General features: G+C 66.1%; 10 protein-coding genes and 1 pseudogene. 4 read left to right on the forward strand and 7 right to left on the reverse strand.

The annotated features are described in order from the left end of the window. Positions 1-95: 95 nt before the first annotated feature. The 5 genes and pseudogenes from EJ903_RS18585 to EJ903_RS18600 form a co-directional block, all read right to left on the reverse strand. Positions 96-674 (reverse strand): carbonic anhydrase, encoded by a 579-nt coding sequence (locus EJ903_RS18585; protein WP_126618236.1) that lies wholly within the window; start codon positions 672-674, stop codon positions 96-98. A gap of 193 nt (positions 675-867) precedes the next feature. Then, on the reverse strand, positions 868-2,976 hold the full coding sequence (locus tag EJ903_RS18590; protein ID WP_246015732.1) for a COR domain-containing protein: 2,109 nt from the start codon (positions 2,974-2,976) through the stop codon (positions 868-870). A 147-nt stretch (positions 2,977-3,123) separates the two neighbouring features. Then, positions 3,124-3,609: pseudogene (locus EJ903_RS28160) on the reverse strand (leucine-rich repeat domain-containing protein); the annotation flags it as partial. Between the two features lie 294 nt (positions 3,610-3,903). Next, complete coding sequence (locus tag EJ903_RS18595; RefSeq protein WP_246015734.1) at positions 3,904-4,935, reverse strand: TRAP transporter substrate-binding protein; 1,032 nt, start codon at positions 4,933-4,935, stop codon at positions 3,904-3,906. Positions 4,936-4,977: 42 nt separating this feature from the next. Further along, positions 4,978-6,057, reverse strand: coding sequence for a tartrate dehydrogenase (locus EJ903_RS18600; protein WP_126618239.1), 1,080 nt, complete (start codon positions 6,055-6,057; stop codon positions 4,978-4,980). A 90-nt stretch (positions 6,058-6,147) separates the two neighbouring features. Here EJ903_RS18600 and EJ903_RS18605 point away from each other — a divergent pair, with 90 nt between their 5' ends. After that, positions 6,148-7,050 (forward strand): LysR substrate-binding domain-containing protein, encoded by a 903-nt coding sequence (locus EJ903_RS18605; protein WP_126618241.1) that lies wholly within the window; start codon positions 6,148-6,150, stop codon positions 7,048-7,050. Between the two features lie 4 nt (positions 7,051-7,054). Here the strand turns inward: EJ903_RS18605 and EJ903_RS18610 are convergent, their stop codons facing one another. Both EJ903_RS18610 and EJ903_RS18615 read right to left on the reverse strand, forming a co-directional pair. Next, a complete protein-coding gene (locus EJ903_RS18610; RefSeq protein ID WP_126618243.1) occupies positions 7,055-7,711 on the reverse strand; it encodes a ChrR family anti-sigma-E factor in 657 nt (218 codons plus the stop codon). A gap of 69 nt (positions 7,712-7,780) precedes the next feature. Beyond that, the gene (locus tag EJ903_RS18615; RefSeq protein ID WP_126618245.1) at positions 7,781-8,353 is read right to left on the reverse strand and encodes a sigma-70 family RNA polymerase sigma factor; all 573 of its coding nucleotides are present in this window, start codon (positions 8,351-8,353) and stop codon (positions 7,781-7,783) included. 310 nt (positions 8,354-8,663) lie between these two features. On the opposite strand from EJ903_RS18615, the gene EJ903_RS18620 reads away from it, so the two are divergent. The 3 genes from EJ903_RS18620 (at position 8,664) to EJ903_RS18630 (ending at position 12,226) form a co-directional block, all read left to right on the forward strand. After that, positions 8,664-9,212: an invasion associated locus B family protein gene (locus EJ903_RS18620; protein ID WP_126618247.1), complete on the forward strand. Its 549-nt coding sequence runs from the start codon at positions 8,664-8,666 to the stop codon at positions 9,210-9,212. A gap of 88 nt (positions 9,213-9,300) precedes the next feature. Beyond that, entirely contained in the window at positions 9,301-10,467 is a 1,167-nt protein-coding gene (rlmN, locus tag EJ903_RS18625; protein ID WP_126618249.1) for a dual-specificity RNA methyltransferase RlmN, read from the forward strand. A gap of 157 nt (positions 10,468-10,624) precedes the next feature. Further along, positions 10,625-12,226 carry an ABC transporter substrate-binding protein gene (locus EJ903_RS18630; RefSeq protein WP_126618251.1) on the forward strand — a complete coding sequence of 534 codons (1,602 nt, stop codon included), beginning with the start codon at positions 10,625-10,627 and terminating at the stop codon, positions 12,224-12,226. Positions 12,227-12,258 lie beyond the last annotated feature (32 nt).

The following is a 12,258-nucleotide window of genomic DNA, read 5'->3' on the forward strand; positions in this document are numbered from 1 at the left end:
GAGGGCAGGCCGGTCCGCCCCCCACAAAATCCCCCTCTCCCCACCGGGGAGAGGGCCGGGGTGAGGGGGCAGGAAACCTTGAAACACCCCCTTCATCACCCCGCCAGCGGAATGGGTTCGACCGTGCCGTCGAGCGCCATCAGCAGCAGTTCCACGCTGTGCTTCGGGTATTTGTCCCGCACCTGCTGCCCCAGTTTTTGCAGGTTTTCGGTGTGGATTTTGGTTTCCAGGGCGGGATCCTTGGCGAAATCCTGTCCCAGAAAGGTGGCGTAGGCCCCGCAATCGCGGTGGTCCATCAGGATGACGCGGCGGATGCGGTGCAGCTTTTCCGCCACCGCGAAATGTTCCCAAAAGCCGCTGGTCCAATCGGGGTGCGGATCCATCACCACCCCCAGGCTGGCCCCGGCGAGCACGAGATGGTCGTACTGGTTGCGCAGGCCGCGCTGGTCCATGTACATCGCCGTCGCCCAGGTCAGCCGGTAATCCATGCAGGTCAGCAACAGCGCCTCGGCGTTGCCCGCCGCCGCCGCCGGGCGCGTCCAGGCCGGGGCCAGCAACGCCGCCCCCGCGCCCACGGTCGCCAGCGTCAAAAACCCGCGTCGGCTGGCCCCGCGCCGCTGTGCGGCGTCAAACGGGCGGCAGCAGGGGCAGGCGGGATCATGCGGGTGGGGCATCGGCGGTCCTCGCGGTCGGGGGGCGTCGGTGTCGGGGCGGCGCGCGCGTGGGCGCGCGCACGGCCACCACCCGAGGCTACCAGATCGGCGCGGGACCGGCACGGGGAAAACAAGCGCTGCAACACGGAAAAACCCTTATCCCACAATCGGATAGGGGGTTTCGCGCCGGGGGTGGGGCGGTGGGCGGGGCGGGTCAGCAATCGTCCAGGCCGTATTGCTCCAGTTCTTCGAAGGTTCTGGGTTGGATGTGGTCGGTCAGGTTGCTCAAAATATCGGCGACTTGGGTGGAGAAGCGGTGGAAGAGCTTCAAGTTGCGGTGATTGGCGTCCGCCATTGCAGCAATCTTGGATTTCTGTATGCGCTCAAAGAGTTTGTTTTCTTGCTCTTCCCAATGGTCGATCCAGTGATTCCGATGGTCATCGGTCCAAATCTCCGTTTTGGGCAGGGCGCAGATTCGCACACGGCTGCGGAAAAGTGCCGGATCCTGTTTGCTGGTGCGCCAAAGCTCGGTCAGTTCGAACATGCAGTTGGGTGAGGCGAGATACTTGTTGCTCAGGATGACGAAGACGCGGTCGCCCTGTCCGATGCGTTCCATGAAACGGATCAGGTTGTCGCCCAACGACAGTTCATTTTTGTCGCGCACAATCACCCGACCGCGCTCGGCGGCGGCGTCGCACAACCGATCCACGATGGCTTCGCGGGCTTTGCCATCCTCGCTGTCATCGCCCCAGGCGTAGGAGACGTACCATTCCGGTTGGTTGGGTTTTTCCTGAACCAGGGTGAGGGCGCGCGGTTCCGTGCGGGGGTCGGGGGGGCTGCTGCGGGTGACGGTGGAGGGGGTCAGGCCGACGCGCTGTTGGGCGCGTTCCACCACGCGCACCAGCTGGTCCATCAGTTCGCGGGCGTTGCCGCCCTGGGTGCGCAGGCGCAGATGGCCTTGCCAGGGGGTGGCCGGGTCGGTGCCCGTGGTCTGGTCGATCCACAGGCGGCTTTGGCTGTCGGCTTCAAACCCGCACAGGCCATCGCGCCAATAGCGGGCGTTGGCCCCGGCCCTGCCGCCCAGTTCGGCCATGACGCTGCGGATCAGGCCGCCGTGCAGCAGGGGGTAATCGAAGGTGACGGTTTCCGTCGGGTCCCCCGCCGTCCACAGCCCGCCGGTGTCGGTGGTGGCGGGCAGCAGCTCCGGCGCGATGTATTCGATGGTCTCAGCGCCATCATCGTCGATGGTGAAGCGCCGGTGTTCAAAGGCGATGCCGCAGGACCGCATCAGGTCCAGGAACAGGTCCTGTTCCGCCGCGCTGTGGTTTTGCCAGACCAGGCGGGCCAGCAGATCGCGGGTGAAACGGCCGTTGGCACGGCGAATCTCGGTGAAGGCACCCCGGTCGCGCTCAAACACCGCGTAGACCGCCTCCAGCGCCCAATTCTGGTCCAGGATGATGCGGTCGTCGAACAGGCCGGGGCGGTGCAGCACTGTTCCCTCGGCGTCCAGATAGGTCAGCAGCGCGGCGGGCGACGACACCCCGCCCGCTTCCGAGCAGAGGTCGGTGAAGGCGTCCATCGTCAACAGCCGGTGTTGGCGCTCGTCGGGCGACCGATATTGGTCAGCGGCGATCATCGCCTCCAACCGCTGTTGCACCCGCAGCCGCCCGGCCCCGACCCGGACCGCGCCCAGCCGTTCGGGCGCGCGCAGCCAGGTGGCGGCGTCGGCCAGCGTCTCCAGCAGGCTGGCCCGCCCACGCTTGGCTTTGGCGCTGACCTGCAGGTTTTTGGTGTAGGGGCGATGGTCCAGCAGACCGGCGGGCAGCGGCGGCGTCCGCACCTCCTGCTCCAGCCGGTCGCATTTGCTTTGGATCACCAACAGCGGACTGTCGCGGTGGCCCAGATGGCGGGCGACCGCCGCCCAATAGGCCAGCGGCTGGTTGCGGAAGGTCAACCCGTTGCAGGTTTGCATCGGTTCCGCCTCCGTCGCCGGATCCCAGACGATGGCGATCACCGCCGGGCCGCCCAGGAACAGGGCGTGCGCCCCGTGATAGATCTCCTGCCCGCCGAAATCCCAAATCTGCATCTGGGTGGCGGCGTCGTCCGCCAGCGTGACGCCGCCCACCGCGATGCCGTGGGTGGAATCCCAAGCCTCATCAAACGGCTTCTCCGCCAACCAGCGGGCGATCTGGGTTTTTCCCACCCCGCCATTGCCCAACAGAATCAGCTTGACCCGCCCCGTCTCCGCCGCCCCCGCCGCCAAATCGGCGTAATGCGCCCGTACCCGGTTCAGGCAGTTGTCACCCAAGTCTTGGGACAGCACGCCGGAGGATGGAATTCCGGCGACGGTGGCGTTAGACAGCCATAGTGTTTCAAGGAAGGGCTGGGACAGCAACGCGGCGGGCAGGGGCTGAAGCTGACACCCGGATGCATCGAGGTGTTGGAGATTTGAGCATTCCGCCAGCGGCGCGAGGTCACTGACTCGGGTGTTGGAGCAGTTGAGTATTTGGAGATTGGAGCATGCAGTCAGTGGTGTGAGATCGCCGACCTGAGTGTTGGCGCAATTGAGTGATCGGAGATTGGAGCATGCGGCCAGTGGCCCGAGATCGCTAACCTCGTTGCAACCACAGGCGAAACCGTGCAGCGTTGGTAAAGACGAGACGAAATCAAGACTGGTAAGATCGCTGTGCGAAACAGCTAAGTTTTCCAAACGGACTAGTGTCCCAAACCCTGTTCGTTGGGCGTTGATGTGGTTTGGTCCAGATAAGTTTGGAACCCACCAACTCGGATTCCCCAAATCCAGTTCCCGCAAATGGGTGAGGTCAAACAGGTTGTCCGGCAGCCGTTCCAGCCTCAAGTCGCGCAGGTCCAACCTGCCCGTGCGCGCCTCCGCCTCTTCGGCGATGCGTTGCCGGGCGATGGCCATGCCGTCGGAGTCTTCGGGGGTGTGCGCCATCGCGGTTGTGTCTTTCCAGCCGATTCCCGCCTTCAGTGATAAAGGGCGGGGCGGTCGGTTGTAAAGACAGCCGGGTGCTGGTCCCGGCGTCACCCGGTGTGTGTGGCGCTGGGTGGGGCGGGCGTGGTAGGATTTTACACCTTTGTTCCCTCCCCCTCGGCACCCCGGAGGTTCGCCACGCCCCACCCGCCGCCCACAGTGCCGGGGCCGTTTCCGCGCCCTTCCGTTCACCCGGTGAACAGCGGCGCGAAAACCGTTGCACGGTGTTTCAAACGTTCCACTCACCCGCGCGGGTCAACGGCCCAGGGCGCGGTTGATGGCGGTCAGGATCGCGTCGCCGTAGCGGTCCTTCATCTTGTCGTGGACCGGCAGCAGGGCGGTGCGCAGGGCGGCCAGCTCCTCGGCGGTGGGGGTGTGGATGGCGGTCTTGCCGGATTGGCGGATGCCCGCCAGCGCCTCCTCGTCGTCCTTGGCCGCCAGATCGGTGAAATAGGCGGAGGAATCGGCCATGGCGCTGGTCAGCATCGCCTGAACATCGGCGGGCAGATCGCCCCAGAACTTCTTGTTCACGATGACCACATAGGCGTGATAGCCGTGGTTGGTCAGCGTCATGTGCTTTTGCACCTCGTGGAATTTCTGGGTGTAGATGTTGGTGATCGGGTTTTCCTGCCCATCGACCACGCCGGTTTGCAGGGCCTGATAGACTTCGGAAAAGGCCATGACCTGCGGCAGCGCGCCGATCTGGCGCATTTGCGCGTCCAGCACCTTGGACGATTGGATGCGCAGCTTCAGCCCCTTGAAATCGCCGGGGGTCCTCATCGGCGTGTTCGCCGTCATCTGCTTGAAGGAATTGTCCCAAAAGGCCAGTCCGACGATGCCCTTCGGCTCCAGCTTGGCCAGCAGGTCGCGTCCGACCGGCCCCTGGGTGATCGTCTTGGCCTCCGCCATGTCCTTGAACAGATAGGGCAGGTCGAGCACCTCGAACTCCTTCACGCCCAGCGGGCCGAATTTGCTGATGGTCGGGGCCAGCATCTGCACCGCCCCCAGTTGCAGCGCCTCCAGCTCCTCCTTGTCCTTGTACAGCTGGCTGTTGGGGTAGACCTCCACCTTCACCCGGCCGTTGCTGCGCTCCTCCACCAGTTTCTTGAACTGAAGGGCGGCCTTGCCCTTGGGCGCGTCGGCGGCCACCACATGGCTGAACTTGATGGTGATCGGCGTCGCCTGCCCCCAGGCGGCGGCGCTGCCGCCCAGCAGCAGCGCGCCGGTCAGGAATGTGGCGAGAATGCCCGTCTTGGTCATGGCCTTGGTGGCCCCCTTCGTGGTCATGGCGTGTGTCCTCCCGGTTGGTGTGTTTTTGGGGTGTGGGCGTCAGGCGACCCGCGCGGCGATGGCGGCCCCGACCTCGGTCGTGGTCGCGGTTCCCTTCAGGTCGCGGGTGCGCGGGCCGTCGCGCAGGGTGGTTTCGATGGCGCGCAGGATGTCGTCGTGGGCGGCGCGGCACGGGCCGGATCCATCGCCCAGGAAATCCAGCATCAGCGCCGCCGACCAGATCATGCCGATCGGGTTGGCGATGTTCTGCCCGGCGATGTCGGGGGCGGAGCCGTGAACCGGCTCGAACAAGGACGGAAAGGCCCGTTCCGGGTTCAGATTGGCCGACGGCGCGATGCCGATGGTCCCGGTGCAGGCCGGTCCCAGATCGGACAGGATGTCGCCGAACAGGTTGGAGGCCACGACCACGTCAAAGCGGTCGGCGTGCAGGACAAAGCGCGCGGCCAGAATGTCGATGTGCTGCTTGTCCCACGTCACATCGGGGTAGGCGCTGGCCACCGCCGCCGTCCGCTCGTCCCAATAGGGCATGCTGACGGCGATGCCGTTGGATTTGGTGGCGGAGGTGACGTGCTTGCGCGCCCGCGTCCGCGCCAGTTCAAAGGCGTAGGTCAACACCCGGTCCACGCCCTTGCGGGTGAAGATCGACTGCTGCATCACGCATTCGCGGTCGGTCCCTTCGAACATCCGCCCGCCGACGGCGGTGTACTCGCCCTCGGTGTTTTCCCGGACGATCATCATGTCGATGTCGCCGGGCTTGCGGTTGGCCAGCGGCGCGGGAACCCCCTCCATCAGCCGCACCGGGCGCAGATTGATGTATTGGTCAAAGCCCCGGCGGAACTGGAGCAGCGATCCCCACAGCGAAATGTGGTCCGGCACCACCTCCGGCCAGCCGACCGCGCCGAACAGGATGGCGTCGAACGGCTTCAACCGCGCGAACCAATCATCGGGCAGCATCTGGCCATGGCGCTGGTAATAGGCGGCGCAAGACCAGTCGAACTCTTCAAAAACCAGATCGATTCCGTGTTTGGCGGCGGCGGCCCTGGTCACGCGGACGCCCTCGGCCATCACCTCGACGCCGATGCCGTCGCCGGGGATGACCGCGATTCTGTGCTGCGGCACTCCACATCTCCTTGTTTGGATGGATTGATGGTAGCCGCAACGGTTTTTCGTTTACAATGGACGGAGGTTTGAAGAAGGACTTCACGAATCGTGAACAATCGGCTGAGCTTGCAGGACATGGATCTGTTCTGCCAGATCGTCCGCGCGGGCAGTTTCGCGGCGGCGGCGCGCGCGCTGGGGGTGTCGCCCGCGCTGGTCAGCAAACGGGTGGCGATCCTGGAAGCGGCGATGGACACCCGGCTGTTCCACCGCACCACCCGCGCCATCAGCCTGACCGACGACGGCGAAACCCTGCATCAATGGTCGGTGAAGATCCTGGACGATGTCGGCCAGATGCAGGACGTCATCATGAAGGCGCACGACCAGCCGCGCGGTGTCCTGCGCATCACCAGCAGCACCGGCTTTGGCCGCAACCGGTTGGCCCCGGCCCTGTCGGAGCTGATGCGCGTCCATCCCGAACTGGGCATCCAACTGGAGCTGCTGGACCGCCCGGTGGACATCGTGGGGGAGGGGTTCGACGTGGACATCCGCGTCGGCGGTGTCCATGAACCGAATCTGCTGGCCAAGCCGCTGGCGCGCAATTGGCGGGTGCTGTGCGCCGCCCCGTCCTATCTCGCCACGGTGGGCACGCCGGAAACGCTGGCGGATTTGGCGCACCACCGCTGCATCGTGATCCGGGAGCGCGACCAGTCCGGCGTCTGGCGCTTGACCGGGCCGAACGGGGTGGAAAGTGTGAAGCCGCCGCCCGGCCTGTCCTCCAACAACGGCGAGGTCGTCCATCAGTGGGGCGTGGACGGCCATGGGGTGTTTTTGCGGTCGATCTGGGATGTGGCGGCGGATTTGTGCGCCGGGCGGCTGACGCATGTGCTGCCCGCGTACCGGCAGGACGCCGACGTCACCGCGCTCTACGCCCAGCGGCTCGACCAGTCCGGGCGGCTGCGCGCCTGCATCCGCTTCCTGCGCGATTGGTTCGCGCGCGCCCCCCTGGGCTGAGGAATCAAAAAGCGAGGACGCGGTTGAACCAGCGGCCAAGCGGGCCGGTCAGCCGCAGCGCGCCGATGGTGGCGGCCAGACACAGGCAGCCTTCCGGGTCGGATCGCGGGCTGTGGTCGATGGTGCCGTCGCCAACCGCCATGTCACCGGGACCGAAGGCACCGAAGGCGTCGGAAAAGCCGCCCTCCAGCACCACGGTCAACTCCAGCCCGTCATGGGTGTGGCGCGGCACCCGCACGCCACCGGCCAGGCGCAGCAGCCGGACCGAGGCGGTTCCCCCGGCGCGCAGATCCAGCCCCCGCATCCCCGGTTGCAGGAAGCGCCAGCGCTGGCGCTCCAACGGCCCGCGCAGATAGCCGCGCAGCGGGGCGGGCAAACGCGGGTCGGTTGTGGCGGTGGGGGCCGGATGCGGCGGTCGAGCGCCGATCGACTCCCGGTCGATGCGGGCCATCAGGGCGTCCAGGCAGCCGGGGGCGAGCGGATCCGGCTCCAACTCCTCCAGCAGGGCACCGCCGACGGCGTCGAGATCGGCCACCGCGTCGCGGCAGCACGGGCAAAAGGCGAGATGGGTGGCGACGACCAGCGCGGCCCCTTCGCACAGGGCACCGCCCGCGTAGTCGATCAACACCGCCTCGCCCGGATGATGGCTTGGCCCGCTCATGCCCCGATCCTTCCTGACACCGCCCGTCGCCTCACCAACCCGCGCCACCAATCCGCCCCATCAACCCGCTCATCCATCGCGCAAGGCCCGTCGCAGCCGGTCCATCGCCAGCCGCAGGCGGGATTTGACGGTGCCGAGCGGGATGCCGTGTTCGCTGGAAATCAGGCTGTGGGGTTTGTCCTCGAAATAGGCCATGCGCAGCAAGTCCGCTTGTTCGGCGGGCAGCGTTTTCAACGCGGCGCGCAGGCGGCTGTTGCATTCCCGCGACTCCACCCGCTGGTCGGCGGATTCGCCCGGCTCGGGCAGCAGCAGCGGGTCGGTGGGGTCGAACTCCGGCCGTTGCTCCCGCCGCAGCGAATCGACGCGCTTGTTCCGCGCGATGGTGAACATCCAGGTGCTGGCCGACGCCTGGCGGGGGTCGAAACGGTCGGCCCGCCGCCACACCAGCAGCATCACCTCTTGCACCAGCTCCTCCGCCGCGCCGGAGTCGCAGCCCAACCGGCGCAGATAGCTTTTCAGGCGGGGGGCGAAATGCCCGAACAGCGCGCCAAAGGCCAGCCGGTCCTGATCGCGCCCGACGGCGACGAGCAGATCCTCCAGGCTGGTGGCGGCGAGGGCCGACGCGGCGGCGGGCTGGGTCATGCCCCCATTCAAGGCGAACAACCGCGCGGGCACAAGCGGGGGACAGCCCGCATCCCCGCTGCGGCGCGCGACCCTGCCTTGCGCGCGCCCCTTTTTCGCCATCGCCCCTTTTTCGCCATGATTGTGCCCGATACGCAAACCACCGCCGCACGGATCCCCGCCAGGGTGAGGCCCGCGTGCGCAAAAGGCCGGTCGGGCGTGCAAATCGCGCGGCGGCGTCTTTTTGCACCGCCCACTCCCCTTGGAAACGCACCGGCATTTGCGGTAGTGTCCGCCCGACCCTCCGAACACCAACGAGCAGTCGCACACGATGTTGTCCTTCCGCGCCATCCGCCGCCCTCTGGGGGCCGTCCTGGTTCTCGCCGCGTCCCTGACGGCGGCGGCCACGACCACGGCCAGCGCCGCCGACCCGCGTCTTCTCGGCACCTTCAAGGATTGGAGCGCCTTCGCCTTCGAAGAGAATGGCAAGAAGGTCTGCTACATCTCCAGCCAGCCGAAGAAGAAGGAACCGGCGACGGCCAAGCGTGGCGACGTTTATGTCCTCGTCACCCACCGCCCGGCGGAAAAGACGCTGGACGTGGTGAGCTTCATCGCCGGTTACGCCTTCAAGAAGGACAGCGAAACCACGCTGGACATCGGCGGCAAGCCGTTCAAGCTGTTCACCGACGGTGAAACCGCCTGGGCGCGCGACGCCGAAACCGACAAGGCCGTGACCGCCGCGCTGCGCGATGCCAAGGGCAAGCCGATGGTGGTCAAGGGCAGCTCCGCCCGTGGCACCAAGACGACCGACACCTACAGCCTGGACGGCGTCACCCAGGCCTATGACGCCATCAACCAGGCCTGCGGCGTGAAGCGCTGACGGTTTCGGGGTGGCCGACGGTGGAGAATGCACGACGCCGTCGCTTGGTCTTTTGACTCTTCCCGCTCATGGCCTTATTTAAGGGGCCATGAGCGCCTCCAATCATGCAAACGCCTTTGCCCTGCCCGCCGTTGATGCGGACGGGCGCAAGAATCTTGTCGGCCTGTCCCGCGACGAGCTGGAAGCCGAAATGCTGTCCATCGGCCTGGAGAAATTCCGGGCGCGCCAGCTTTGGCACTGGATTTACCACCGTGGGGCCACCGATTTCGCGGTGATGACCACGCTGGCCAAGCCGGTGCGCGAAAAGATGGCCGATCACTACGCCATCGCCCGCCCGACGGTGGTGAAGGATCTGAAATCGACGGACGGCACCCGCAAATGGCTGCTGCGGATGCCCGACGGGCAGGAGGTGGAAAGCGTCCACATCCCCGAAGAGGATCGCGGCACGCTGTGCGTCTCCTCGCAGGTCGGCTGCACGCTGACCTGCCGCTTCTGCCACACCGGCACGCAACGGCTGGTGCGCAACCTCGACGCCTCGGAAATTCTGGCGCAGGTCATGTTGGCCCGTGACATGCTGGACGAATGGCCCGCCCCGCCCGACGGGCGGATGCTGTCCAACATCGTCATGATGGGCATGGGCGAACCGCTGTTCAATTACGAGAACGTCGCCAAGGCGTTGAAGATCGTGATGGACGGCGACGGCATTTCGATTTCCAAGCGCCGCATCACCCTGTCCACCTCCGGCGTGGTCCCGGCCATGCGCCGCTGCGGCGAGGAGCTGAACGTCAATCTGGCGGTCAGCCTGCACGCGGTGACGGACGAGCTGCGCGACATCATCATGCCGATCAACCGCAAATACCCGTTGCGGGATCTGATGGCCGCCTGCCGCGACTATCCCGGCCTGTCCAACGCCCGCCGCATCACCTTTGAATATGTGATGCTGAAGGGCATCAACGACAGCCCCGCCGACGCCCGCGCGCTGGTGAAGCTGTTGGAAGGCGTTCCGGCCAAGATCAACCTGATCCCCTTCAACCCCTGGCCGGGCGCGCCCTACGAACGCTCCACCGACCGGGCGATCCAGGTGTTCGGCGATCTGGTCAACAACGCCGGGTACGCCAGCCCCGTCCGCACCCCGCGCGGCGAGGACATCATGGCGGCCTGCGGCCAGTTGAAGAGCGAAAGCCTGCGCCTGACCGCCGCCGAACGCGCGGCCATCGACAAGGTCATCGCCGAAAAGGACGCGGAGCTGGCCTGACGCCGCTCCGTGGGGCGGGGGAAAGGTCATTCCCCCGTATGCCCTTTGCCCAGCCCCAAATTCCCACTGCCCGGCTTGACAAGGCGTGAAGGCGCGCGGGATGCTTTTCCGCCACGCCTTTGCGTGCGCTCACACATCCGTCGGGGAGACATCAGGGATGACCAGCCTCAAGCACGGCCTGTTCGGTGCGGCCGCCATCGCCTTTTCCGTTTTTGCGCCGACCGCGCCGGTTTTGGCCGACACGCCCAAGGATTCGCTGGTGATGGCGTGGCAGTTCGACGACATCGTCGGCCTCGACCCCGCCGAGATTTTTGAGTTCTCCGGCGCGGAATACGGCGCGCAGGTCTATGACCGGCTCATCAACATCAACCCCAAGGACGTCAGCCAGATCAGCGGCGAGGTGGCCGAAAGCTGGACCGTGTCGGACGACGGCAAGGTCTTCACCTTCAAAATCCGCGACGGCATCAAGTTCCATTCCGGCAACCCGCTGACCGCCGAGGACGCGGCCTATTCGCTGCGCCGGGCGGTGAAGCTGAACAAGGGGCCGGCCTTCATCCTGGGTCAGTTCGGCCTGACGCCCGAAAACGTCGATTCGAAGGTCAAGGCCACCGACCCGCGCACGCTGGTGTTCACCACCGAACAGGTCTACGCCCCCACCTTCGTGCTGAACTGCCTGACCGCCGGTGTGGCGTCGGTCGTCGATTCCAAGCTGGTGCAGAGCAAGGAGAAGGACGGCGATTTCGGCGCGGCCTGGCTGCGCCTGAACTCCGCCGGGTCCGGCCCCTTCCAGTTGAAGCAGTGGAAGGCGAGCGAGCTGCTGACGCTCGACGCCAACCCGAATTACTGGCGCGGCGCGCCCGCGCTCAAGCGCGTGCTGATCCGCCACATCGCCGAACCGGCCACCCAGCGGCTGTTGCTGGAAAAAGGTGACGTGGACGTCGCCCGCAACCTGAAGCCGGAGCAGTTCGAGCCGCTGAAGGCCAACAGCGCCGTGCGGCTGGTCCAGGCCCCCAAGGGCACGCTGTGGTACGTCGGCCTCAACCAGAAGAACCCGGCGCTGGCCAAGCCGGAGGTGCGGGAGGCGATGAAGTACCTCGTCGATTACGAGGGCATGGCCAAGACCATCATGAACGGTCAGGCCACCATCCACCAAACCTTCCTGCCCGACGGCTTCCTGGGCGCGCTGAACGACACCCCCTACCGCTACGACCCGGCCAAGGCCAAGGAGCTGCTGGCCAAGGCGGGCTACCCCAACGGCTTCACGGTGACGCTCGACATGCGCAACACCACGCCGACGCAGGACATGGCCCAGGCCATCCAGGCCAGTGCCGCCGCCGGTGGGGTGAAGATCGAGATCATCCCCGGCGACGGCAAGCAGGTGCTGACCAAATACCGCGCCCGCAACCACGACATGATCATTTACCAGTGGGGGGCCGATTACCAGGACCCGCACACCAACGCCGAAACCTTCGCCGCCAACCCGGACAACAGCGACACCGCCAAGTCCAAGCCGTTGTCCTGGCGCAACGCCTGGGACATCCCGGAGCTGACCAAGAAGACCAACGCCGCCGTGATCGAGCGCGACGCGGCCAAGCGCGCCGCGACCTATCAGGAGCTGCAACGCACGGTTCTGGCCGAATCGCCCTTCGTCATCATGTTCCAGCAGATCGAGGTGGTGGCGGAGCGCAGCAACCTGACCGGCATGGTCTGGGGGCCGAGCTTTGACAGCAACGTCTATTGGAAGGCGTCGAAGAAGTGACGACACCGCCCCGCCTCCGGGTTGGAGGCGGG

This window comes from Azospirillum griseum (assembly GCF_003966125.1).
In the GTDB taxonomy this organism is placed as follows: Bacteria; Pseudomonadota; Alphaproteobacteria; order Azospirillales; family Azospirillaceae; genus Azospirillum; species Azospirillum griseum.